The organism is Cupriavidus phytohabitans, assembly GCF_000426345.1.
In the GTDB taxonomy this organism is placed as follows: Bacteria; Pseudomonadota; Gammaproteobacteria; order Burkholderiales; family Burkholderiaceae; genus Cupriavidus.
In genome coordinates this window covers 1-22,900 of the sequence record NZ_AUFE01000064.1, presented here as the reverse complement: position 1 = coordinate 22,900, position 22,900 = coordinate 1, and the positions used below count along the sequence as shown (strand labels likewise).

Here is a 22,900-nt window from a genome sequence, read left to right as displayed (position 1 = left end):
TGTACCGATCACCTCATTTCAATGTGTCAGCGCCAGACAGGCGCCTGCGAAGAACCAAGGCCAGAGAACAGCGTGCACACCGACTTGGGATCCATGCAGCGCTGAAGCGACGTGCGAAAGTGCTGATCGCAGAAGCACTGGGCCACGCTGGCCAGCACGTGCAGGTGTGTGTAGATATCCCATTCCGGAAACAGCAGGACGACGCAATCCTTGACTGGTTGGTCGTCTGGCGCGTTGAAGGAGATGGGCTCCAAGAGCCGAACGTAAAAGCCTAACGCCTGCGGTACGGTGGCGATGCGGCCGTGGGGTACGGCGACACCTTGACCCAACCCGGTCGATCCAGACGCTTCGCGTACGGCAAGAGCGGTAGTGACGGCTTCCGCGCTCAATGGGTACCGCCGTGCGGCAAGCGCGCCGAGCGCCTGAAACAACCCCGACTGGTCCGGGACATCGAGTCCGAGCACGACGTTTGATTCGCACAGCAGTTGTCCGATAGCCTGCGCCTGAGGCCGAGCCGGGTATGCAACCGCAGGGCCACGTATTGAGCCAGCGCGAATCACGTTGCGCCAGGCATCAGTCGGCTCAGCCGGAACTTCAACCAGTTGCCCCACTTCAGCCCCGGGGGCAAGGTCGGTGACATGCAGCATGGCCTCGTTAATTGCTGCCTTCGGCAGGGTCAGCGAGAGACGCATACGTGTGCCGCCGGGCAACATGGCCAGCCGGATGGACCACGGCTGGTCGGCGCATGTCTGTATCAAGGCATGCCGCAGTGGCGCAGCGTGCTGCGCGTCGATGGTGATATGCATGGTGACGCACCGGCCCGCCTGAATCGGCGCGTCGGTCGCAAGCGGCCGGGCTCCGGGGTAAGACCGCGGATCAATCGAAGCACGTGTCACGCTATCCACCTCGCGGTGGTACGTCCGTAGTCATGCCGGACGACTTCATTGCCATGGCGATCGAAACTGACGAGCAACGCCCCATCGCGCTGAGCCTGGGCGCTCGCGGCGAACACAGCAGCTTCCCTGGTAGGGTGGTGCGACTCCGCATTCCGCGCGCCCTCGTAGATGACATCCCATCCGTCATGGTAGGCGACGACTTGAAGTCTGGCGGACATGGACCTCCTCTACCAATCGCTGCAGTTCGTGGGCGCGAGCTAGTACATCAGTAATGGGGCTGCATTGTGCTGGCGCGGCGGCGCGCACCGAATGACAGGCCTGAATGGGATTCCACCGTGAGGCGGGCTTTGTGGTGGCTAGACCCTGCTACATATGGAATGCAGGCGGATAGACGACGAGCGTGGGGCGTGCATGACTGATGCGCGGACAATGCACCGTGAACTCAGATGGGATCTGCGCGTGCGGGGCGTTGACCAGCGTGACGGGCACCGGGGAGCGTCGCGTGATCTTCACCGGCGTACCTGCGCCGACCAGGGCCAGGAAGCGCGACCACGTTGACAGGCCTAAAACGATACCGTCGCATTGGCAGGCCTGTGCGGCGTTCAGTATCGTGTTCGCGGGTGAGCCGATCCCTATCTGCGCCACATATTTCACACCGGAATCTTCCAGGATCTCGGCCGCGGATGTCAGTGCAGCTTCCCCCTCCTCGCGCTCCCGCTCGCGCAGCTTGGCGAGGGAGTGATAGCCAGAGGCCCTGCCACGCTCAATCGGGGCTTGCACGTTGAGCAATACAACCTCAGATATGCTGCCTTCTCTATGGAGAAATGCTGCATGCCGGACAGCCCATAGCGAACTGTCGGAGCCGTCAACAGCGACGAGGAGCTTGATCATGGCGGTTTCAACACTGGTAGCGGTACCGCGTCGGAGAAGTTGCCGACGCAGCGAATCCCATGCAATCAGCGTACGCGAGGACGCGTGTAGCCCGCATCAATTTATCGGGCCATCGCATAAAAATGCGATAAAGAAAGGCCGGGCGACGACCACTTTTCCTTTTTGATGCCGGGCACCGCCAGGTGCGTGGCAATGGCAATGGCAGCGGGCATTGCTGCCCATATCCCGTTCGCAAAACTTCCGAAAAGTGCTTCTCGAAGCGCTTCACCAATATGTCCGTGCGAATCTTTATGAGTTTTTTATACGCACCGGCCACTTTTCTACCCTGTTTTTACGACCCCGTCGCTACTCTGCAAGCCGAGAACCACGCAAGGGTGTTTTGTCATGGACGGGATCTTTCTGATCGTATTGATTGGCTTCGCCGTGCTGAGCGCGGCCCTGCTGGGGCTTTGCGCCGCGCTTGCCCCCAAGTCTTCGGCAGGCAGCGAGCATGGCGGCCCGCATAACCAGATGCTGGCAAAGAACAGCGCATCGGACAGGGGATTGTGATGAGCTGGACGGATCTGCTGAGCGGCGTGCTGGCCGTCGCTATTTTTGTCTACCTCCTCATTGCGCTGTTTCGGCCGGAGAAATTCTGATGTCCTCCCAATTCTTGGGCCTGCTGGTCCTCTATCTCGCCATCCTCCTGGCGTGCGCCCCATTTCTCGGACGCTACCTCCGGCGTGCCGTGGAGGACGGCAACTATGCGCTGACTGTCTGGGGCCGTCCGCTGGAACGGCTACTGTATCGGCTGGGCGGCGTGCGTGCCGATACAGAGATGGGGTGGAAGCAGTACACCATCGCCGTCCTGGCCTTCAGCCTGCTTGGCGTGGTGGCTGTCTATGCACTGCAGCGCGTGCAGGGCTGGCTGCCCTTGAATCCGCAAGGCTTCGGCGCTGTCACGCCGGATTCCGCGTTCAATACAGCCATCAGCTTTGTCACCAACACCAACTGGCAGGGCTACGCCGGCGAGTCGACCATGGGCTATCTGACGCAGATGCTCGCGCTCACCGTGCAGAACTTCTTCTCTGCGGCGACCGGCATCGCCGTGGTGTTCGCGCTGATCCGTGGCTTCGCGCGCCAGAGCGCAGCCACCATCGGCAACTTCTGGGTGGATGTCACTCGCGTCACGCTGTACGTGCTGGCACCGATCGCGACCGTGATTGCGCTGGCGCTGGTCAGCCAGGGCGTGATCCAGAATTTCGATGCGTATAAGGAAGTCAGCCTGGTTACGCCAGTTGAGTACAGTCAGCCGAAAGTCGATGCAGCCGGGCAGCCCGTGATCGACGCACAGGGCAAGCCGGTGACGGAAGACCTGAAGACCGACAAGCAGACGCTGGCGATGGGCCCGGTTGCCTCGCAGGAAGCCATCAAGATGCTAGGCACCAACGGCGGCGGCTTCTTCAATGCCAATTCGGCCCATCCGTTCGAAAACCCGAATGCGCTGGCCAATTTTATCCAGATGCTGGCAATCTTCCTGATACCGGCGGCGCTGTGCTTTACGTTCGGCGAGATGGTGGGCGACCGGCGACAGGGGGTGGCCGTGCTGGCGTCGATGACAGTCATTTTTGTCGCCATGGCTTGCGTTGCCGCACTCTCCGAACAAATGGCCACCCCGGCATTGTCCGGCTTGCCGATTGACCACGCCAAATCGCTGCTGCAGGCCGGCGGCAATATGGAAGGCAAGGAGACGCGCTTTGGCATGGCGGCCTCGGCGTTGTTCGCCACCATCACGACCGCGGCCTCATGCGGCGCCGTCAATGGCATGCATGATTCGTTTACCGCCATCGGCGGGCTCGTGCCGATGCTGTTGATCCAACTGGGCGAGGTGGTATTCGGCGGCGTCGGCTCGGGGCTGTATGGCATGCTCGTCTACGCAGTGCTCGCGGTGTTCATCGCTGGCCTGATGATCGGCCGCACCCCGGAGTACCTGGGCAAGAAGATTGAAGCGTATGAAATAAAGATGACCGCCGTAGCGATCCTGGTCACGCCGCTTCTGGTGCTGCTTGGCACCTCGGTGGCGGTCATGGCCGAGGCGGGGCGCGCCGGTGTCTTCAATCCCGGCACGCACGGGTTCTCGGAGATCCTGTACGCGCTGTCTTCGGCGGCCAACAACAATGGCAGCGCCTTTGCGGGCCTGTCTGCCAATACGCCGTTCTATAACACGCTGCTGGCGGCGGCTATGTGGTTTGGCCGGTTCTGGATCATCATCCCGGTCCTCGCGCTGGCGGGCTCGCTGGCGGCCAAAAAGCGCATTCCGGCCAGCGGCGGCACCATGCCCACACATGGCCCGCTGTTCGTGGTCCTGCTGGTGGGTACGGTGCTGATGGTCGGGGCTCTGACCTACGTGCCGGCCCTGGCACTGGGGCCGATCGCCGAGCAGCTCCAGGGGGCGGTGACGGCAACCGCAGCCAAGTAAAGCGACCACTGACGGCACCACTGACGAAGAAATATCGAGCAGCATTCCAACACGTTCGGAGCTTGCACTGCCTCGCAGCCGCAGGCACCGGGTGTCTCTAGCGGATTGCGGAGAAACCATGCAACATGATTCGATGACCCCATCGGCCAAGCGCGGCAGCAAGACCCAAGAGGCTACCGCCTCCAACCCTGTCCAGGCGCAGAGTGCGCCGGTCGCCGGCCAGCAACGCTCTACCCATCATCACCATCATCCTCATCGCCCGGCGTCGCGCAGCATGTTCGCGCCGGCGCTGGTGAAACCGGCACTTGTCGCGGCCTTCCGGAAACTGTCGCCGCGCGACCAGCTGCGCAACCCGGTGATGTTCGTGGTCTACGTGGGCAGCATCCTGACGACCATCCTTTTCCTCAAGGCGATGTTCGGCCCCGCAGCGGCTCTTGGCGGCGAGAGCGCGGGCTTCATCCTGGCGGTGTCGGTTTGGTTGTGGTTCACGGTGCTGTTTGCCAACTTTGCCGAGGCACTTGCGGAAGGTCGGAGCAAGCAACAGGCCGAGGCGCTGCGTGGACTCAAGACCACGGTCACCGCGCGCCTGCTCAAGGACGGCAAACGTGGTGGTCCCACCGAAGCGCGCCCCGCGACGGCGCTGCGCCGAGGCGACGTGGTGCTGGTCCAGGCCGGCGACATGATCCCCGGCGACGGCGACGTGATCGACGGCGTGGCCTCGGTCGATGAAAGCGCCATCACCGGTGAATCGGCGCCCGTGATCCGTGAGTCGGGCGGCGACTTCTCATCAGTGACCGGCGGCACGCGCGTGCTGTCCGACTGGATCGTGGTGCGCATCACCACCAACCCGGGCGAGAGCTTCATCGACCGCATGATCACGATGGTCGAAGGCGCCAAGCGCCAGAAGACACCGAATGAACTGGCCCTGACTATCCTCCTGGTCGGCCTGACGCTGGTCCTGCTGCTGGCCACCGCCACGCTGCAGCCGTTCTCGCTCTATAGCGTGCTGGTGACAAAGGCTGGCGTGCCGGTGACGATCACCGTGCTGGTGGCGCTGCTGGTGTGCCTGATCCCGACCACCATCGGCGGCCTGCTGTCGGCCATTGGCGTGGCCGGCATGAGCCGGATGATGGAAGCGAACGTGATTGCCACGTCCGGCCGTGCGGTCGAGGCCGCCGGTGACGTGGATGTGCTGCTGCTCGACAAGACCGGCACGATCACCCATGGCAACCGCCAGGCCTCGCGCTTTATCACGGCGCCGGGCGTGTCGCAGGTGCAGCTCGCGGAAGCAGCGTGGCTATCGTCGCTGGCCGACGAGACTCCGGAAGGCCGCAGCATCGTCACGCTGGCGCGCCAGCAGTCAGGGGTGACGGCGCCGGAGATTTCGACGTTGCAGCCGGTATTCGTGCCATTCAGCGCACAGACGCGGATGAGCGGGGTCGATCTGAGCAATGCTGGCGACGAGCGCCACGTGCGCAAGGGCGCAGCCGATGCTGTACGCCGCTATGTGACCGAGCGTGCCGGAAAATTTCCCGATGCCGTACTGCAAGCTGTGGACGAGGTCGCCCGCGTCGGCAGCACGCCGCTGGTGGTGGCCGAAGCCGTTGGCGATGCGGTGCGTGTGCTTGGCGTGATTGAGTTGAAGGACATCGTCAAGACCGGCATTCGCGAACGCTTCGGCGAGTTGCGCAAGATGGGCATCAAGACCGTGATGATCACCGGCGATAACCCGCTGACAGCGGCCTCGATTGCCGCCGAAGCGGGTGTCGATGACTTCTTGGCCGAAGCCACGCCAGAAGCCAAGCTGAAGCTGATCCGGCAATACCAGAGCGAAGGGCGGCTGGTAGCCATGACCGGCGATGGCACCAACGATGCACCGGCGCTGGCCCAGGCCGACGTCGCCGTCACGATGAACAGCGGCACGCAGGCGGCCAAGGAAGCCGGCAACATGGTCGACCTGGACAGCAACCCGACCAAGCTGATCGAGATCGTCGAGATCGGCAAGCAGATGCTGATGACGCGCGGCTCGCTGACCACTTTCAGCGTGGCCAACGACATTGCCAAGTACTTTGCCATCATCCCGGCGGCATTCGCGACTACCTACCCGCAGCTTAACCTGCTGAACGTGATGGGGCTCGCCACGCCGGCATCGGCCATCATGTCGGCGGTGATCTTCAACGCGCTGATCATCGTGGTGCTGATCCCGCTGGCGCTCAAGGGCGTGGTCTACAGGCCGCTCGGTGCCGCCGTGCTGCTGCGCCGCAACCTGCTGGTCTATGGCCTTGGCGGCATCCTGGTGCCGTTTGCCGGCATCAAGCTGATCGACATGATCCTGGCCCTCTTTGGGTGGGTCTGAGTTCCCACGATTCGGAGCATATTCATGAATACGCAAGTGCAATCCCAGCAGCCATCGCCGGTACCCGTGCAGGGTGGCTTGTTGCGGCCAATGATGGTGGTGTTCGTTGGTCTTTCGCTGGTGACCGGCCTGCTGTATCCCGGCGTGATCACGGCAATCTCGAAAGCTGTGTTCCCGCATCAGGCCGGCGGCTCGCTCATTGAGAAGGATGGCAAGGCGGTTGGCTCGGAATTGATCGGCCAGCCGTTCTCCGACCCGAAGTACTTTTGGGGCCGGCTGTCGGCCACGGCACCGATGCCGTACAACCCCACGGCTTCGGCCGGATCCAACCTCGGCCCCACCAATCCGGCGCTGACCGACGCCGCACGCGCGCGCATCGACGCACTGCGCGCCGCCGATCCCGGCAACCAGGCCCCTGTGCCGGTGGACCTGGTTACGGCATCCGGCAGTGGACTCGACCCGCACATCAGCCCTGCCGCTGCCGAATACCAGACGGCACGCGTCGCCCGCCTCAGAGGGATGCCGATCGAACAGGTGAAGCAACTGATTGCGGCGAATACGGAAACGCCGCTAATCTCGGTCCTGGGCGACCCGGGCATCAATGTCCTGAAGCTGAACCTTGCCTTGGATGCCATTGCACAGAAGTAACCCACTGACGGGGCGATGCTGCGGGCTTGCACGCCTGCCAGAATGACGATGGTATCCGGATGCGAGGCAGCACGTTTTTGCCAATGTAAGGATAGAGGTTGAGCCTTCCGATGTCTGATGCCGAATTCGGCGGTGCCGACGCACGTCCCGATCCCGATGCCCTTCTCCGGATGGTGGAAGCCGAAGGAGAAAGGGCCTCGCGCGGCAAGCTCCGGGTCTACTTTGGCGCATCCGCCGGGGTGGGGAAAACCTTTGCCATGCTGACTGCGGCGGGGGCGGCGGTTGCGCAGGGCACGGACGTCGTCATTGGCATCGTGGAGACCCACGGGCGTGCAGAGACCGAAGCGCTGATTGCCGGTATCGAGCGGCTGCCAATGAAGGATGTGCCGTACCGCGAGCGGGTTCTGCAGGAGTTCGACCTGGATGCGGCGCTGGCCCGGCATCCTGCGCTGATCCTGGTCGACGAGCTGGCGCACTCGAATGCGCCCGGCAGCCGCCATCCCAAGCGGTGGCAGGACATCCAGGAACTGCAAGCTGCCGGAGTCGACGTCTGGACCACCGTCAATGTGCAGCACCTGGACAGCCTGAACGAAGCGGTGGGCGGCATTACAGGCATCCGCGTCTGGGAAACCGTGCCGGACGTTGTCTTCGACAGCGCCGACGAAGTCGTGCTGGTCGATCTGCCCGCCGACGAGCTGCTGCGCCGGCTGAAGGAAGGCAAGGTCTATCTGCCGGAGCAGGCGCGACATGCGTCGCGCAATTTCTTCCGGAAAGGCAATCTGATCGCCTTGCGCGAACTGGCGTTGCGCCGGACCGCGGACCGTGTGGACTACGACGTTCGGGCATGGCGTCAGTCCGAAGCCGTGCAGGCGGTGTGGCGCACGCGCGAGGCCGTGCTGGCTTGCATCGGCAGTGGCGATGATGCGGAACAGGTCGTCAGGAGCGCGCGTCGGCTTGCCGGTCAGCTCGATTGCGACTGGCACGTGGTGACCATCGCCACACCGAGGCTGACGCCCCCGTCCGATTCCGCAAAGGTTCGCCTGCAGACGGCCATGCGTCTCGCCGAGGAGTTGGGCGCCCGCACCGAGACATTGGCTGGCAATGACATGGTCCAGGCAGTCGTGGGGTACGTTCGCCGCCATAACCTGACCAAGGTGGTCATCGGCCGGGCACCGGCAGACTGGCGCCGAGGGGGCACCTCCCTGGCAGAGCGGGCCCGTTCCCTTCTTGCCCTCGCCTTGTCGCCGTTTGTGAACGCGCCGGCGTGGCTGTTCGGCCGCCGCAGCTTTGCCGACGCGCTGGCGATCGGGTGTCCGGAGATCGATATCATCCGTGTGGCGGCCGACACCACGCGCGCCGACCTGCGCCCACGCCACGGTGCCGAAGTGCCTGAGCCGGCGCCTGCCGCCGACGGCGCCACGCGCCGGGACTATGCGTGGGCGGTGGTTTGGTGCGCGGGCGCCACCGCACTGTCGGGTCTGGCGTTTCCCTGGTTCGATGTGGTCAACATCGCCATGCTGTTCCTCGCCGCCGTGGTCGGTGTTGCGCTGCGGCATGGCCGCGGGCCGGCGGCACTGGCTTCGGTACTGGCGGTGGCCGCCTTCGATTTCTTTTTCGTGCCGCCGCGCCTGTCGTTTGCCGTCAGCGACGTGCAGTACCTGCTGACCTTCCTGGTCCTGCTTTCCGTCGGCCTCGTCATCGGCCAGCTGACCGCCGGGCTGCGCGAGCAGGCGCGCTTGGCGGTGCAGCGCGAGGAAGATGCGCGCACGCTGTATGAGCTGGCGCGCGAGCTGTCCGCCGCGCTGACGCCGGACCAGATTGTCTCGATCGGTAGCCGGTTCCTGCGCGCGGCCTTCGATGCCAGCTCGGCCTTCTTCCTGGTTTCGTTGGAAGGGCGGCTGCTGCCGCCGGTGTCCGATGCGCTGCAGCGAGACCCCGCCGCGCGAACCGACTCGATCGACCGCGTACTGGCGGAATGGGTCTTCGATCACGGCGAGCCGGCCGGAACCGGCACGCATACCTTGCCGGGCAGCACGGTGCTGTATCTGCCGCTGAAGGCACCGATGCAGGCCCGTGGCGTGCTGGCGGTGGAGCCGGCAGTCTCGCACGCCTTTGCGCAGCCTGCGCTGCGACGCCAGGTCGACGTGTTCTGCACACTGATCGCCATCGCGATCGAACGGCTGCACTACGTCGAAGTCGCACAACAGGCCTTGCTGTCGATGGAGTCGGAGCGCTTGCGCAGTTCCTTGCTGGCGGCCGTATCCCATGATCTGCGAACCCCGCTGACCAGCCTGATCGGCATGGCCGAAACCATGCAGCGCAGCGAGCCTGCGCTGGCGCCGCCGCTGGATGAGACGGTATCCGCCATGCTCGAGCAAGCAAGACGGATGCGCACCATGGTGGTCAACCTGCTTGACATGGCCAGGCTGCAGAGTCGCGATGTCCGTACACACATGGAATGGCAGTCGGTGGAAGAGCTCGTTGGGGCCAGCCTGGCGGCCATGCGCGAGGCGCTCGCGCGCCATCGCATTGCCGTTGTCGACTTGTCCCAGGTACCTCTGGTCGAATGCGACGCCGTGCTGATCGAACGCGTGCTGTGCAACCTGTTGGAGAACGCGGCTAAATACACTCCCGCGGGCACCGAGATCCGGCTGTCGGCCGCAGCGGTCGACGACGAAATCAGGATTGCGGTAGAGGACGACGGCCCGGGCGTGCCCAAGGGCAAGGAACGGCAGATCTTCGAGAAATTCACACGCGGCGAGCGCGAATCTGCGACGGCAGGCGTTGGCCTGGGTCTTGCCGTCTGTGAGGCCATCCTGCAGGCGCATGGCGGGCGCATCTGGGTGGAACCCGCGCAGCGGCCAGACCGGCCTGGCGGGCAGGCGGGCGCGCGCTTCATGGTCGCATTACCTCGCGGTAATCCGCCCGTGGTGGAACTGGAGCAGGAGCCGGCCGATGCCTAGTCTGCCACCACCGCAAGGAGAGGGAGCACATGCCATTTGATTTTTCCCCGACGGTTTTGCTCGTTGAGGATGAGCGCCACATCCGGCGCTTTGTCCGCTCGGCGCTGGAGTCGGAAGGCTGCACGGTGCACGAGGCGGAATCGCTCAAGCGCGGCTTGATCGAGGCGGGTACCCGGCAGCCCGATCTGGTCATACTCGACCTCGGGCTGCCCGATGGCGATGGCGTGCAATTGATTTCCGAGATGCGTACGTGGACCGATGTGCCAATCCTCATACTATCGGCGCGCAGCGGAGAAGCTGACAAGATCGGCGCCCTGGACGCTGGTGCCGACGACTATCTGACGAAACCATTTGGCGTCGGAGAACTGGTCGCACGCCTGCGTGTTCTGCTGCGTCGGCATGCCAGGGCCCACCAGCATGGCTCTCACCAGATCACGTTCGGCGATGTGCAAGTCGACCTTGCCAGCCGTGTGGTCACCCGTGCCGGACAGGCCGTGCACCTGACGCCGATCGAGTATCGTCTGCTGGCGGTGCTGCTCGCCCACTCTGGGAAGGTCATGACGCACCGGGAATTGCTGCGAGAGGTGTGGGGACCGTCGCAGACGGAAAGCAGCCAGTATCTGCGCGTCTACATGGGGCATCTGCGGCACAAGCTTGAAGCGGACCCGGCACAGCCTGCCCATCTGCTGACGGAAGTTGGATTGGGCTACCGGTTTGCCGCGTAACACTGAAAAAGCCGGGCGTCTTTACCGGAATTGCACGCGAGCACTGCGACTTTTGATACCTTTTTTACGCGTCAGGCCATATCGTGGCGAGGCTCCCTGCAACGGGATCCCTTCAACTTCGTCACCAGAACAAATGACTGTCCTGCGCCATACCGCGGCCGCATTGCTTGCGTGCTCCGTACCTTCCTTCCTCCTATTCACCGCCATGCCCGCCGCGGCGCAATCCCAGCCTGAGGCCGAACCGTCCGCGCATACGTTCACCGCCAACGTCGCGGTGGCCACCGAATATCGCTACCGCGGCCTGATGCAGACCAACCGGCGGCCCGCAATCCAGGGCGGGTTCGACTACAGCCATGCGAGTGGCTTCTATCTCGGCAACTGGAACTCGAGCATCAGTTGGCTGGGCGACAGCAACCCCGAGGTGTCGGCGCCAATTGAGATGGATTTCTACGGCGGCTACAAGAACACGTTCGGCGGCGGAGACTGGAGCTACGACATCGGCGTGCTGCAGTACTACTACCCGGGCGACTATCCGGCAAACTACACGCGCCCATACACTACCGAGGTGTATGCGGGCCTGGGCTATGGGCCGGTGACGCTGAAGTACTCCTATGCGCCGACGAATCTCTTCGGCTTCGCTGACAGCAAGCACAGCTGGTACATCGACCTGTCGGCCAATGTTCCGTTGAATTTCTGGGACCTGAGGCTGAATACGCATGTGGGCTACCAGAAGGTGCAGATTGCCAATGCCTCGTATGTGGACTGGAAGATCGGCCTGACCAAGGATCTGGGCAAGGGCTTTGCGCTGGCGGTGGCCTACATCGATACCAACGCCGACAAGACCGTGTACACCAATGCCAAGGGCCGCTACATGGGGCGTGGCACCGCGTGGGCTTCGCTGACGAAGACATTCTGAGCGCGTGAGCTTTGCCGGCGCCGCTGATTTTGATGCCAATTTAACGCGTCAGCCCCATTTCCTTGCATCAAATTTAGACGGCGCTGGCTAGCATAGACCCATGTCCAACACACGACCCGCTATCGCGAGGGTCCATCGAATCATGCGACAGTCAAGCTTGGCCGTTGACACCGATCCCCGACGTATTACCTTGCGCAGCAGCGAAGCCACCGTGACCGCATTGCGCGCGGTCTCCCAGTCGGAACCTGCCCGGATCCGCATGCGTCTTGCCGTGGCATCCACCGAGGTGTTCGGGCTGCGGCAGACCCTGCACAGGGCGCTCGGTGAACTGGCCCGCGTTGATGTGGTGAACGTGGATTACCGGCGCGGCGAAGCCACGCTGCACGTGGAGATTGCCCGCAGCGACCGCGACGCGGCCATGCATGCCATCATGATGGCGTTTCCGGCCGCGGAGTTCGGGGTCACGACAGCCCTGGGAGACGACTATGTGGCGCACTGAGGAAGAGAGCTTCTCAGGTGCCGCCGTCCGCGCCTGCACCGCTATCAAAGCGATTTACCCCAAGTCGCCGTGGGGAATCTGGGTGCCCATGGTCACGCCGATGCGCGCCGGGTCGCTGGACCTGTCGGGTGCGGCCAGGCTGGCCGAGAGCTACGTCGAGGCAGGCGTGAACGGCTTGATCATCCTGGGCACGACGGGCGAGGGAAGCCTGCTTTCCCCCCCGCGAACGGCAAGTCTTTACCGCGGCAGTGCTCGAGGCCGTCCAAGGCGAGCTACCGGTGATGGCTGGCGTCGGAGCGGTCGATACCCGCGCGGTATGTGCGCAGGTTACCGAACTGGATGCCTTTGAGCTGGCCGGCTACCTGGTGCCGCCGCCCTACTACCTGCGGCCCTCTGATGAGGGCATCGTGTGGCATTTCAACGAGGTGGCGCGCGCCACGGCCCGCCCCCTGATGCTGTACAACGTCCCGAAGCGAACAGGCTGTGCCATGTCGCCGGCGCTCATCCGATCGCTGCTCGCGCAGCCGCAGATTGCGGCGGTCAAGGAGTGCAACAGCGGGAATCTCCGGGTACTTGTCGACGATCCGCATGTGACTGCGCTGTGCGGCGAGGATGTGGCCCTGCTGGATCACCTGCTTGCGGGGGGCGCAGGCGTCGTCGCCGTGTCCTCGCATATCCGTCCGGATTTGTTCGTACGCCTGCTACATCTGGCACAGACTGGCCGCGTTCGGGCGGCGCGCGCATTGTATGCGAGGCTCGCGCCGTTGATCTCGCTTTTGTTTGCGGAGCCGAATCCCGCACCGGTGAAAGCAGCCCTGGCACTATCTGGCGCGATTTCCCCGGAAACCCGAATGCCGTTGCAGCCGGCAAGTTCCGCGTTGGTCCAGCGGTTGGAAGAGGCCATGGCCCTTCTTCCGCCGCCTGCTGTCGCATGGGGTGAGCATCTAACAGCCTGATAAGCCAGCTACCGCTGCCACCCTTCGCCGCCGGCAGGCAGGTGATGCCAGGCAATCAGGTTTTATGCGTTGTTTATGCCGGGAGCCAAGCTCTTTACACAACTTTTGCAGTTGTGTTGGTACATTGATATCAGAGGCCGGTAGCCCGGGATCGGTACAAGTCAGTACCGAGCATTTGCCAAGGCGCTTGCCGAATTACAGCGGCCAATTGGTCGAGGTCAGCATGAAACCTCCTATCCCACTCTTCTTCACCTGCACTGCGTGCGGGCACGTTCACTCCGAGTCCTTGCAGGATATGGTCTCGGGAAAGCTGCCGCAGCCGTTGACCTGTCCCGCTTGCCACCGCGAGCTGAGCGTGGACTGGGACTGGATCAATAGTCAGGCCGAGCAGATGGGGCTCATCTTCACGGAGCGATAGGGCGCTCCTTGACATCACCGGCTCTGTGAAACGATGACAAGTTCCAGTGGAGCGGACTCGCTTGACACCTGAGTATTGTCAATGAAGCCGCGGTTTGGTGTAGAGGCATCTCACCTTCTATGCTCTGCCGCAGGGTTACATGCCCACGCGAGAGGGGCCTTAAATTCGAGACTTTTCGGACTGGGAAGGGCACGTGACCGATCGAAGCGAGCGTGATGGGAAATGCCATCCGGCCTGCCAAGGCGTCTCCAGGTTGGTGTCCGCCTTTGCTTCCAATGCGGTCGTTGGCAAACGGAGTGCGATCGTCCGACATAGTTTCCGCTGCGGATTAAGTGGTGGTCCCACTAGAGGGGGCCATCATGGCGAACCCCCGATCCGGCGTGCCGTTCAATGTCATCGCGCTTTGGCTCGGCCACGAGAGCACCACGACCACTCCACCGTTACGTCGAAGCCGACTCTCGTTGGAAGAGAAGGCACTTGCACGACTGAAGCTTCCCGACACCACCATGCGTCGGTTCCGGGCGCCGGACTCACTCATGGAGTTCCTACGGACGCTATAACTATGCGCAGACGGTCTCGGCCCGAATCCTCAAAGAACCTAAGCAGAAACCGTCAATCTCGGGGCACATATGCACATAGTTGCGACCTGTGCATAGGGGTCGTCAAGCGCCTGTCGCGTGGCGCGGAAACAGTCATTCGCTGCGACCACTCGCCCATTCCAAAAGGTCGGCGCAGCTACCGGATGCGCTTGAAGACGGTGCTATTCAGATAACTTTTCTTATCGTAATGGCGTCGCCAAGGCGCTAAACTGGTGGGTATGGATTTGCTTCCAGCTCCTCCTGCCGCGGCTCCGGAATCGCCGGCGTTCCCCGATGGGGCGTCGCTCGCCGCGTTGCGCGCCTGGTACGCAGGCTTGCCGGCACGCGACGCCGTGGCGCGCTACCTGGGCGAGCGCCAGGCCAGTGGCCAGTCCGCCCGCGGCGTGCTAGGCCGCATCCGCCGGCAACTGATCGCGTTCGCGCGCGCCCGGCAGCGCGAGGACCTCGCTGCGGTGTTCGCGCACGGCGCGGCCAAGCGGGTCGGGCGGGCGAAGGCCGCCGGCCACGCGATCGATGCGCTGCGACGCATGCCGCTGCCCCAGCCGCAGATCGGCGACGACATCGCCCTGTGGCTGCCCCCGCGTGTCGTGCAGGCGCTGCGCGCCAACGGCATCGACACGCTGGCGGCATTGACCGTGCGCGTGCCCCGGCGGCGCCGCTGGTGGGCGGCCGTGCCCGGTCTGGGACCGGCCAGTGCGCGGCAGATCGAAGCCTTCTTTGCCGCCCACCCGCGACTCACCGAACGCGCCCGCGCGCTGATTGCCGCCGACGAGCACCGGGTGATCGTGCCGTGGGAAGACTTGCGCCTGCCCCACGAGGTCGACGGCTCCCAGGGCGTCTTCCGTGCGCCGCGGCAGACCTGCACCCTCAATGCCGACAATGACTACGCGGCCATCCAGGCCTGGCTGGCGCTGCACGAGTCGCCGGCCACCCAGCGGGCCTACCGCAAGGAGGCCGAACGTCTGATCCTGTGGGCGATCGTCGAGCGCGAGCGGCCGCTCTCATCGCTCACGACCGAGGACGCGATTGCCTACCGCACCTTCCTGCGTCGGCCGACGCCGCACCGGCGCTGGGTCGGACCGCCGCGGCCGCGCACGTCGCCCGAGTGGCGCCCGTTCGCGCAAGGCCTGTCGGCTCGCTCCACGGCCTATGCGCTGTCGGTGCTCGGCGCCATGTTCCGCTGGCTGATCCAGCAGCGCTACGTGCTGGCGAACCCGTTCGCCGGCATCAAGGTGCGCGGCAGCGCGCGCGCCGCGCCGCTGGATACGTCCCACGTGTTCACGGAAGGGGAATGGCTGCTGATCCGCACCCTGGCCAACGGCCTGGAATGGTCCTATGGCTGGGAGCAGCCAGCGGCCCAGCGGTTGCGGTTTGTGCTCGACTTCGCTTACGCCACGGGACTGCGCGCCAGTGAGCTGGTCGGCGCCACGCTCGGTGGCATCGAAGTCGATCACCATGGCGACCACTGGCTTTACCTGGTGGGCAAAGGCGCCAAGGCGGGCAAGGTGGCACTGCCTCCGCTGGCACGCACCGCCCTCGATCGGTATCTGGTGGAGCGTGGCCTGCCGGTCACCCGGGCGCGCTGGAACCCGAACGCGCCTCTGATTGGAGGCCTCGGTCAGGACCCGGCCAACGGCATCACCGGCACGCGGCTGTGGGGCGTGCTGCGGCGGTTTTTCACCCAAGTTGCGGACTTGATTCAGGACGAGAACCCGGTGGCGGCCGAAAAGCTGCGGCAAGCCAGCCCGCACTGGATGCGGCACACGCATGCCACGCACGCGCTGGCGCGCGGCGCGGAACTGACGACGGTCCGGGACAACCTGCGGCACGCCTCGATCTCGACCACCTCGATCTACCTGCACGGCGATGAGGTCAAACGAGCGCGGCAGATCGGCGCCGCCTTCGCTGCCTGATCCATTCGGCGCACCGGCGGCGCTTATATCTAAAAAGCTCTAATTGCCGCTTTCTAAATAACCGCAGGGCTTATGATAGCGGATTGGGTGTATGTTGGCATGACCCCTTTTAGGCACGTACTGCAGCGCTAGCGCTACGACATCGATGACAGCGTCTGCCTCGTCCGCAAGGTGAAGAATTCCCGCTCGTAACCTCCGACCCGCAATACCTCGCTAGCGAGTTGGCGAAGCCGGCGCGCGACCTCCGCAGCGCCACCAGAGCCATCGAACTCCGGGTCATGCAGCCCGATATTGTCAATCGGGTTCATTGACGCTCCCCCAGTGTCAGCCAGCAGCAACCTGCGGATGCAGTCTGCGAAGCGCCTTCGGGTTGGTGTTGATGTATGTGCGCATCCCGTCCAGCTCGATCACGAGGTGGTGGTCAAGACAGGCGGCATATGACGATACCTCGACCTCCTTGGCCGACTCAAAGGCGGCCAGGACCCTCGCACGGTCAACGTCTGCACCCACCCATGCAAACACGCGGATGAATGTATGTACCTTCTTGCCGCGAGGCAGCAACTTGGCGGCGTGTTCCGCCGAAATCATGGTTTTTGTCATAGTGTGAAATGTAGATTGCAGGCCAGTACCTGCACGATTGAACGAGAAATTCGCTTCGCGCTTTACGTGAATGTCGCCACGGCCCGTCAGACCGGATCGTGGATCGAGTCGGACAGACTGGCCACGTTAAAACTTCGGAATCCCCGCCACGACCTCATCGGCGAGCACGCATGAGCTCGGCTGCTTGCCGTCCATGTCATCGATGCTGGGCCCCTTGATGGCGATTACGAGCAGCACGCCCATGAAGTCGCTTCACGGGTTGTTGGCCGGGCCTTCTATAGGAAGCAATAAACCCTCGATGAGCGAGGGCGGAATGTGCGTGCATGGCTCACAGCCAGCCCGGACGAACGAGTTTCATGAGCTTCCGCGTGTTGCGTAGGGCCCGCACGCGAAGCACGATACACAACGCTGCCATGGCTGCAACAGCGCCGAAGCAACACAGCAACTGCCATTGGAGAAGAGCCGCGTTGGCAGTCGTGACGCGAAAATACAGCGCCAGCGACAGCATCGCCACCACAGCAAGGACAGCAGTGCCAGTAACGCGAGAGTGAATAAACATGGAAGGCTCCTGAAATGGACGGAGCCTTGTCCATAGGGAAGGCCCCTATGGGTGAAAGAAATTTGCTGACTGGTGTCAGCGAGGTCGATGCGTCGATGACGCGCGTAGTAGGCAGATTCTAGCGAGAACCTCACGCGGCGACAATCCGCCGCCGTGGAGGCCTACGCCCACTCATTCGTCGTCCGAAGACGCGAGCATGGCGATCTCACAGAGAGCATAGCGGGAGAACATCGCGTCGAATTCCTCTTTCTGGTTGCCTGAGAAGAAGACACCGGCTACGTCGCCGTAGTCGATCTTCAGCCGCTCCTGCACCGCCAGACAGGCTGCATGCAAGGCATCTTCCACCAGCCCTGAAATGAGCATGCCTGCCTTTTCCATCCCGCTCGTCAGCCATTGGTCCAGCGCTTGCTGGACCCGGTTCGCCGCCTCGCAGAAGACTTCAGCGTCGCTCTCGGTCACGCGGGGGAACAGCCGCGGCAAGTCGCTATCGTCCGCACACAGTCCACCGAATTCATTGGCGTCGACGAAGTCGTGAAGCGCACTGAAGGTCTTTACTGTCGGCGGTATGCGGCCCGAAGCGATTTCCTGTTGGATTTGAGCCTTGCCCAACTCGATCGCTTTGGCAACGAAATCCTCCTGCTCCGCGGTCAGCTTCGTTGCCGTTTCATTCATGGTGTCGCAATTTGTCATCTCGGAAGTCACAGAAAAAAGCCCGCACCCCTTTCGGTAATGCGGGCCAGATTAGAAAGATCGATGGAGTCGCGGCGCTACTGAGCCGCGAACGCCACCACGTCGATAACGGCATCGGCCTCATCCACGAGATCGGGCGTCTGGCTGATGAAGAATTCCCGCTCGTAACCACCAAGCCGGAGCACCTCGCGCTTCATCTGCATGAAGGCACGCTTGCGCTCCGGATCGAGCGGGCCGTCGGCTTCGTCGGTAAACAGGGTCTGGAACGGCTGCTGCGTGTCTTGCGCCCGGTACAGGGCGATTCCACGCGTCAGGCATTCATTGATCCACACCTTCTGGCCGCCACTCAGCACGGCAAAATCCTTCGTCGTGCCGTTGTCAGCATCAAGCACGCTGATGGCGAACCCCTCCCGGGCGTCACCATTGGCCAGCTTCGTCTGCGTCTGGATGGCGACCGTGAAGCGCCGTCCGTAGCACGCCAGCAGCAGGTCATTGACCATGGCGGTGATGGCAGGGCCCGCATCGTCGATCGACAGGGCAATGACGCCATCGTTGCCGAGGCCTTTCGCTAGCAGCTTCCATTGGGCGATCTCGTCGGACAGGCGTTGGACCTGAGATTCCAGGCCGCCCAACCCGACTAGCTCTCGCTCGAGGAGACTGCGCTCGGTGGACAGGGCGCTTTGCCGGCGGATCAGAGATTCGATCCGCCCGTCCAATGCACTGACCGCCTCGCGGCTGGCTGCAAGCCGACGATCGAGATCGGCAACGAGGCCCGTCACGTCCGTCACAGCCAGGCTATCGCGCTCGCGCCGCAGGCTCGCCAGTTGCGTGTCCACGTCCCGGGTATCACGGTCGAACCGCGCCTTCCGTTCGGTTTCCTCCGCGTCCAGGGTCACGAGATCGCGTTGCGCCAGTTCCAATGCCGCCGCCGCGGCGTCAAGCAGAGGCTTCTTCGCTGCAAGCCCCGTGAGGCGCTGCAACTCTGAATTGCCCTGCTCGGCGTCCTGCCGCAGCGCCGCAACGGCGCGCCGCACCTCATTGAGCCGCGCCAGCGCTTCGGTCAACTGCTGCAAGGCTTCCTGCTTTGCCTTGTAGCTGGTACGCAGATTCGCCACCTCAACAACCTGTGGCTCGAGCTTGCCCTTGGCTTCGCGCGCCTGGGCCAGCAACGGACAACGCGCGTGCATGTCATGGCCAGCGCACGGCACCTGGTCCATCACCTCCGTCTGGGCCTTGAGCGTCTTGACCAACTGCGCCGCCACCGATCCACGGGATTCCATCCCCCGTAGTTCGCTGGCGATCGCTGCGTGCTGGCCGGCAACAGGCTCCAGATCGGCAAGCTCCTTCTGCAGGCGGTCGAGTTCGCCGCGATGGCGGCCGAGAGCCAGTTGCACTTGGTCACGCTGATGGGCTGCTGCCTTGATGGCTTCAGCCTGTGCAAGCGTGGACCGGTGCTCCGCGGCAAGGCGTTGCAGATCCTGGCGCCGCACCGAAGCCTTCGACGCCGCAGCACGGTCGTCGCCGGCCAGCTGCTGCCGGCGGCCCGTCAGTTCACGATGACGTTGGTCCAGCTCGCGCAAGCGTGCTTCGGTTCCGGCAGAAGCGGCCTGCTTGGCCGCCAGCGTCGCACGCTCCTGCTCCAGCTTGCTGCCGCTGTTTCGGTTGTCTGCGCGGCGGGCGCGCTCGGCGCCGAGACCTTCGTCAATCTGGCTGATCTCTTTGGCGATCGCGTTCACGGTGTCGCGCTTTCCGGCCAGCACAAGCACGTCCCGCTGCACCGTCTCCAAAGCCCGGTTCAACGCCTTGGCGACGTCGCCAGCCTTGGCCGACAACTCACGCAGGTGGTCGATCCCGAGCAGCTCGGCGAGCAGCTTCTTGATCTCGGCAGGCTGATAGCTGGCCAGTGGCCGGCGGTTCTGGGCAGAAAAGACGCTCGTGAAGAACGCCTCCGCCGAACCCAGCACCGCCTCGAGGCAGCGACCATAGGTCTCCGCCTTGCCATCGGACAACGTTCCGTCGGCCAACTGCACCGGCTTCCAGTCGCCACCCACCTTCTCGAACAAGTAGTACTCCGCCTTGCGGCTCTTGCCCGGGTTGCGGAACGCGAATGCCGACCGGTAGACCTTGCCGCAGTGCTCCCATTCCAGATCCCGCGTGGTGCGCACAGATGGTCCCAGTACGAAAACGCGTCGGCCGACATCTTGGCCGCGTGGCTCGGCATGATCGGATACGGATGCAGGTTGTCCATGATCGTCGTCTTGCCGGCACCGTTCGGCCCGACAATGGCGATCAGCCCAGCGGGCACGGACGACAGGTCGACGGTAACGCTGTCGCGCTGCATGCCGTCACGGATCCCATGGAATCCGGCAAGCGTCAGTTTCAGTGGGCGCATTCGGACACCTCCATGCCGGTAAAGGAGTGGAGGTAGTCCGGCGGCACTTCCATCACGTCATCGTCCAGCAACGGCATCTCTGCCGGCATGGATTGTTGGGCGGTGGGTGCGTCATGCGCCGGATTACCCGCGATCGCGCGCTCGACCGAGCGGCGTGCGGCCGCGAACTGCGCTGCGGCCATCGTCATGAGAGCATTCCAGTCGCCCTCACCGGTCAGCGCGCGGAGTTCCAGCTCGCTCCACTGGGAAGCCAGGCCATGCGAGAACGACCAGATGAGGTCCTGCAGTTCCTTGGACGGCGCCACCGCATAGAAGGTGTTGCCACCGGCCTCGCCCAGCGCCATCACCAGCATGTGGTCATGTTTGGCAATGACCGCGCCGCGGCCTGCGCCAAACGGCTCGTACAGCGTGCATGGGGTGAACCCATGATGTTCGGTCAGGCGCTTGGCCATCTCCGAACGATTGATAGACGTCTCGTCGACGAACAGCCACTGCGGGCCGGCGTGGTACAAGATCATGATGCACTCCTCGGGATAGGACGGAGTGCGCCCCGGACGGGAAGCACCCGTCAGGGTCAATGGAAAGAATTGGATACTGCTGAGTCGATGCGTCCAGGACGCGGGTGAAACCGGGTTTCGACTGCCTCGAAGGCAGTCGGAACATGGCTGCATGTTCAATTGGTTGGCGTATTGCTACGCAAAAAGATCGTCGGTTAGCCACTCCATCTGCGGCGCTGGTGCAGGGGGCAAGCCCAGTAGTTCTTCACGCGCGAATGGACTGGCTGTGGATGGAAAATCCTCCGCCTCGTCGACTCCCCGGGGGGATTCATCAGGTTCCGGCACCGGCATGCCGCGCAACTGCTCAAGCACGCCGTCGGCAATCGGCTGCGCGTCAAGCGATTCCAGCAGCGCCAGCCGCTCCGCGAGGGGGCCTGTTGCAACACCGGTCAGTTCCCCCCACCGCGACAGCTTTTCGGGCAGGCTTGCCGCTCGGCTGATGCCTTCGGCACGGCTGCGCACAGCGGGCAGGACGCGGGCTTCGATCTTCAGCTCCGCGCTTTTGCCGAACAACGCCATGATGGCGTCGCGGTCGACCAGCTGCCGATGCTCTTCGTTCACCGTCCAGCGCACGCGTACGAACTTGTCGGCAGCCTCGGCCGCAACGGCAGCCAATGCATCCATGTCCGGCGGGCCATCGAAGTCCACGCAGACCGTCTCGCGCGCGGGTGTCTCCACCAGCTGCGCGGATGCCCGGCCCGGAACGATGTCCCATTGCAGGTATCCTTTCGCGCCGATCTCGCCGTAGTGGAAGCGTCCGATGGAGCCGGGGTAGGCAACCACCCTGCCCTCCCGCTCCCATTGCTGGGCACGGTGGATGTGGCCGAGTAGGAAGCCATCGCACTCTGCCTCGAACAGGGCGCCGATCCCGAACTCATGATCGAACCCTGCCATCGGCACGCCGTGCTCGGTCTGGCAGCCATTGACCGTGCCGTGCGAGACGCCGACCGTGGCGATTCCCCGACTGCGCAAGCGCGCGTTCATCGTGCCCGCCGCCACCAGGTAGCTGGCCAGGTGGTCACCCACGGCAGTTGCCGCATTGGCCACGCCAGCGGCCGCAGCCAGCACCGCCTTGTTGACAGTCGGCACGCAGGTGAAGACGACCTTGGGCGTGCCGTGTTGGGCCAGCAGGGCATCAAACTCCGCCTCGGTGAAGATGGCACCACCAGACGGGTGAAACGCGCCGTCACACAGCGCCACCTGGTGGATGCGATCAGCGACATAGACTGGATACCGCGCACCGATGAGCCTGAACACGTCCAGCGTGCCGGGCGGTTCGTGGCTGAATGTCCCTTGCAGCATCAAAACCGGGCAGTAGCCCGAGAGCCGATGGATGCGCCGTGCGAGCGATCCAAGCGCCGGGGTGTGTGCATCGAGACCGTGGTCCGTCGAGTCGCCGGACACTACGGCGACATGGCAGCCGGAAACGATGGCATTCTCTACCGCGAAGCCGAAACACCGGTCGGCCTCGGCCAGGTTGCCGGGCGAGTAATGCAGGTCAGAAAAGTGGGCAAGCCACAAGGGTTCGCTCTTGTTGAGCATGGTGGTACCTCCAAACGAAATGTGCCGGCGAAGTGCGGCAGAGAATCGGGATAGGGGGCGGCCTATCGGCCGCACCCCTCCCACACCACCCGGCATGCGGGTCCGCACCGGGCGGTTGGAACAGTTGAGGTTCTCAGGCTTGTGATGCCCCGACCTGAGGCCTGGGATGGCTTAGGTTTGACTCGGCGAAGTCGGTTTCTCGCTGCCGGAAACCAGCCGGGCTTCACCCTGCTGGCCGTCTCGGCGAGCTTCGCTTGCGCGAACATCTGAGACAGTCCAACTTCGATAGCCAAAGGGCCTTCCCTCCTGTTCCTTCGGCCCT

General features: G+C 63.7%; 19 protein-coding genes and 2 pseudogenes. 11 read left to right on the top strand and 10 right to left on the bottom strand.

The window, feature by feature from the left end; all coding sequences use genetic code 11:
- Positions 1-26: 26 nt before the first annotated feature.
- From K309_RS40540 to K309_RS0128400, 3 genes are all read right to left on the bottom strand, one after another.
- The gene (locus K309_RS40540; RefSeq protein ID WP_051320660.1) at positions 27-806 is read right to left on the bottom strand and encodes a PTS sugar transporter subunit IIA; all 780 of its coding nucleotides are present in this window, start codon (positions 804-806) and stop codon (positions 27-29) included.
- Positions 807-892: 86 nt separating this feature from the next.
- Entirely contained in the window at positions 893-1,114 is a 222-nt protein-coding gene (locus tag K309_RS0128405) for a DUF2188 domain-containing protein (RefSeq protein WP_029049515.1), read from the bottom strand.
- Between the two features lie 148 nt (positions 1,115-1,262).
- A complete protein-coding gene (locus tag K309_RS0128400; RefSeq protein ID WP_029049514.1) occupies positions 1,263-1,787 on the bottom strand; it encodes a universal stress protein in 525 nt (174 codons plus the stop codon).
- Positions 1,788-2,171: 384 nt separating this feature from the next.
- Here K309_RS0128400 and K309_RS42005 point away from each other — a divergent pair, with 384 nt between their 5' ends.
- The 11 genes and pseudogenes from K309_RS42005 to K309_RS0128340 all read left to right on the top strand — a co-directional run bounded on the left by K309_RS42005 (position 2,172) and on the right by K309_RS0128340 (position 16,238).
- The gene (locus K309_RS42005) at positions 2,172-2,336 is read left to right on the top strand and encodes a hypothetical protein (RefSeq protein ID WP_156914469.1); all 165 of its coding nucleotides are present in this window, start codon (positions 2,172-2,174) and stop codon (positions 2,334-2,336) included.
- Entirely contained in the window at positions 2,336-2,425 is a 90-nt protein-coding gene (kdpF, locus tag K309_RS37740) for a K(+)-transporting ATPase subunit F (protein WP_035878527.1), read from the top strand. Before K309_RS42005 ends, kdpF begins: the two co-directional genes overlap by 1 nt.
- The gene (gene kdpA, locus K309_RS0128385; RefSeq protein WP_029049513.1) at positions 2,425-4,245 is read left to right on the top strand and encodes a potassium-transporting ATPase subunit KdpA; all 1,821 of its coding nucleotides are present in this window, start codon (positions 2,425-2,427) and stop codon (positions 4,243-4,245) included. The genes kdpF and kdpA overlap by 1 nt, the downstream gene beginning before the upstream one ends.
- A 118-nt stretch (positions 4,246-4,363) precedes the next feature.
- Positions 4,364-6,601 (top strand): potassium-transporting ATPase subunit KdpB, encoded by a 2,238-nt coding sequence (gene kdpB / locus K309_RS0128380; protein ID WP_029049512.1) that lies wholly within the window; start codon positions 4,364-4,366, stop codon positions 6,599-6,601.
- 24 nt (positions 6,602-6,625) lie between these two features.
- Complete coding sequence (gene kdpC, locus K309_RS0128375; protein ID WP_029049511.1) at positions 6,626-7,249, top strand: potassium-transporting ATPase subunit KdpC; 624 nt, start codon at positions 6,626-6,628, stop codon at positions 7,247-7,249.
- Positions 7,250-7,359: 110 nt separating this feature from the next.
- The gene (locus K309_RS0128370) at positions 7,360-10,212 is read left to right on the top strand and encodes a DUF4118 domain-containing protein (RefSeq protein ID WP_029049510.1); all 2,853 of its coding nucleotides are present in this window, start codon (positions 7,360-7,362) and stop codon (positions 10,210-10,212) included.
- 29 nt (positions 10,213-10,241) lie between these two features.
- Positions 10,242-10,937: a two-component system response regulator KdpE gene (gene kdpE, locus K309_RS0128365; RefSeq protein WP_029049509.1), complete on the top strand. Its 696-nt coding sequence runs from the start codon at positions 10,242-10,244 to the stop codon at positions 10,935-10,937.
- Between the two features lie 133 nt (positions 10,938-11,070).
- The gene (locus K309_RS0128360; RefSeq protein WP_029049508.1) at positions 11,071-11,853 is read left to right on the top strand and encodes a TorF family putative porin; all 783 of its coding nucleotides are present in this window, start codon (positions 11,071-11,073) and stop codon (positions 11,851-11,853) included.
- 142 nt (positions 11,854-11,995) lie between these two features.
- Positions 11,996-12,352 carry a hypothetical protein gene (locus tag K309_RS0128355; RefSeq protein ID WP_035878528.1) on the top strand — a complete coding sequence of 119 codons (357 nt, stop codon included), beginning with the start codon at positions 11,996-11,998 and terminating at the stop codon, positions 12,350-12,352.
- A pseudogene (gene dapA, locus K309_RS37735) lies at positions 12,339-13,308 on the top strand (4-hydroxy-tetrahydrodipicolinate synthase). Before K309_RS0128355 ends, dapA begins: the two are co-directional and overlap by 14 nt.
- A gap of 1,235 nt (positions 13,309-14,543) precedes the next feature.
- Positions 14,544-16,238, top strand: a complete 1,695-nt coding sequence (locus K309_RS0128340; protein WP_029049505.1) for a site-specific integrase — start codon at positions 14,544-14,546, stop codon at positions 16,236-16,238.
- Positions 16,239-16,372: 134 nt separating this feature from the next.
- On the opposite strand, the gene K309_RS42000 is transcribed toward K309_RS0128340, so the two are convergent.
- The 7 genes and pseudogenes from K309_RS42000 to K309_RS0128300 form a co-directional block, all read right to left on the bottom strand.
- A complete protein-coding gene (locus tag K309_RS42000) occupies positions 16,373-16,546 on the bottom strand; it encodes a hypothetical protein (protein WP_156914468.1) in 174 nt (57 codons plus the stop codon).
- Positions 16,547-16,562: 16 nt separating this feature from the next.
- Entirely contained in the window at positions 16,563-16,826 is a 264-nt protein-coding gene (locus K309_RS0128330; RefSeq protein WP_232232524.1) for a hypothetical protein, read from the bottom strand.
- 340 nt (positions 16,827-17,166) lie between these two features.
- Positions 17,167-17,397: a hypothetical protein gene (locus K309_RS0128320; RefSeq protein WP_029049503.1), complete on the bottom strand. Its 231-nt coding sequence runs from the start codon at positions 17,395-17,397 to the stop codon at positions 17,167-17,169.
- 171 nt (positions 17,398-17,568) lie between these two features.
- Positions 17,569-18,069, bottom strand: coding sequence for a hypothetical protein (locus K309_RS0128315; RefSeq protein WP_029049502.1), 501 nt, complete (start codon positions 18,067-18,069; stop codon positions 17,569-17,571).
- 95 nt (positions 18,070-18,164) lie between these two features.
- A pseudogene (locus tag K309_RS37730) lies at positions 18,165-20,479 on the bottom strand (AAA family ATPase).
- Entirely contained in the window at positions 20,467-20,997 is a 531-nt protein-coding gene (locus K309_RS0128305) for a hypothetical protein (RefSeq protein ID WP_029049501.1), read from the bottom strand. The pseudogene K309_RS37730 and the gene K309_RS0128305 overlap by 13 nt, the downstream one beginning before the upstream one ends.
- A 174-nt stretch (positions 20,998-21,171) precedes the next feature.
- The gene (locus tag K309_RS0128300) at positions 21,172-22,578 is read right to left on the bottom strand and encodes a metallophosphoesterase family protein (protein ID WP_029049500.1); all 1,407 of its coding nucleotides are present in this window, start codon (positions 22,576-22,578) and stop codon (positions 21,172-21,174) included.
- Positions 22,579-22,900 lie beyond the last annotated feature (322 nt).

Coding starts and splice junctions, on each gene's coding strand:
- K309_RS40540 (WP_051320660.1), bottom strand. CDS start 806: ATGCATATCACCATCGACGCGCAGCACGCTGCGCCACTGCGGCATGCC.
- K309_RS0128405 (WP_029049515.1), bottom strand. CDS start 1,114: ATGTCCGCCAGACTTCAAGTCGTCGCCTACCATGACGGATGGGATGTC.
- K309_RS0128400 (WP_029049514.1), bottom strand. CDS start 1,787: ATGATCAAGCTCCTCGTCGCTGTTGACGGCTCCGACAGTTCGCTATGG.
- K309_RS42005 (WP_156914469.1), top strand. CDS start 2,172: ATGGACGGGATCTTTCTGATCGTATTGATTGGCTTCGCCGTGCTGAGC.
- kdpF (WP_035878527.1), top strand. CDS start 2,336: ATGAGCTGGACGGATCTGCTGAGCGGCGTGCTGGCCGTCGCTATTTTT.
- kdpA (WP_029049513.1), top strand. CDS start 2,425: ATGTCCTCCCAATTCTTGGGCCTGCTGGTCCTCTATCTCGCCATCCTC.
- kdpB (WP_029049512.1), top strand. CDS start 4,364: ATGCAACATGATTCGATGACCCCATCGGCCAAGCGCGGCAGCAAGACC.
- kdpC (WP_029049511.1), top strand. CDS start 6,626: ATGAATACGCAAGTGCAATCCCAGCAGCCATCGCCGGTACCCGTGCAG.
- K309_RS0128370 (WP_029049510.1), top strand. CDS start 7,360: ATGTCTGATGCCGAATTCGGCGGTGCCGACGCACGTCCCGATCCCGAT.
- kdpE (WP_029049509.1), top strand. CDS start 10,242: ATGCCATTTGATTTTTCCCCGACGGTTTTGCTCGTTGAGGATGAGCGC.
- K309_RS0128360 (WP_029049508.1), top strand. CDS start 11,071: ATGACTGTCCTGCGCCATACCGCGGCCGCATTGCTTGCGTGCTCCGTA.
- K309_RS0128355 (WP_035878528.1), top strand. CDS start 11,996: ATGCGACAGTCAAGCTTGGCCGTTGACACCGATCCCCGACGTATTACC.
- K309_RS0128340 (WP_029049505.1), top strand. CDS start 14,544: ATGGATTTGCTTCCAGCTCCTCCTGCCGCGGCTCCGGAATCGCCGGCG.
- K309_RS42000 (WP_156914468.1), bottom strand. CDS start 16,546: ATGAACCCGATTGACAATATCGGGCTGCATGACCCGGAGTTCGATGGC.
- K309_RS0128330 (WP_232232524.1), bottom strand. CDS start 16,826: ATGATTTCGGCGGAACACGCCGCCAAGTTGCTGCCTCGCGGCAAGAAG.
- K309_RS0128320 (WP_029049503.1), bottom strand. CDS start 17,397: ATGTTTATTCACTCTCGCGTTACTGGCACTGCTGTCCTTGCTGTGGTG.
- K309_RS0128315 (WP_029049502.1), bottom strand. CDS start 18,069: ATGAATGAAACGGCAACGAAGCTGACCGCGGAGCAGGAGGATTTCGTT.
- K309_RS0128305 (WP_029049501.1), bottom strand. CDS start 20,997: ATGATCTTGTACCACGCCGGCCCGCAGTGGCTGTTCGTCGACGAGACG.
- K309_RS0128300 (WP_029049500.1), bottom strand. CDS start 22,578: ATGCTCAACAAGAGCGAACCCTTGTGGCTTGCCCACTTTTCTGACCTG.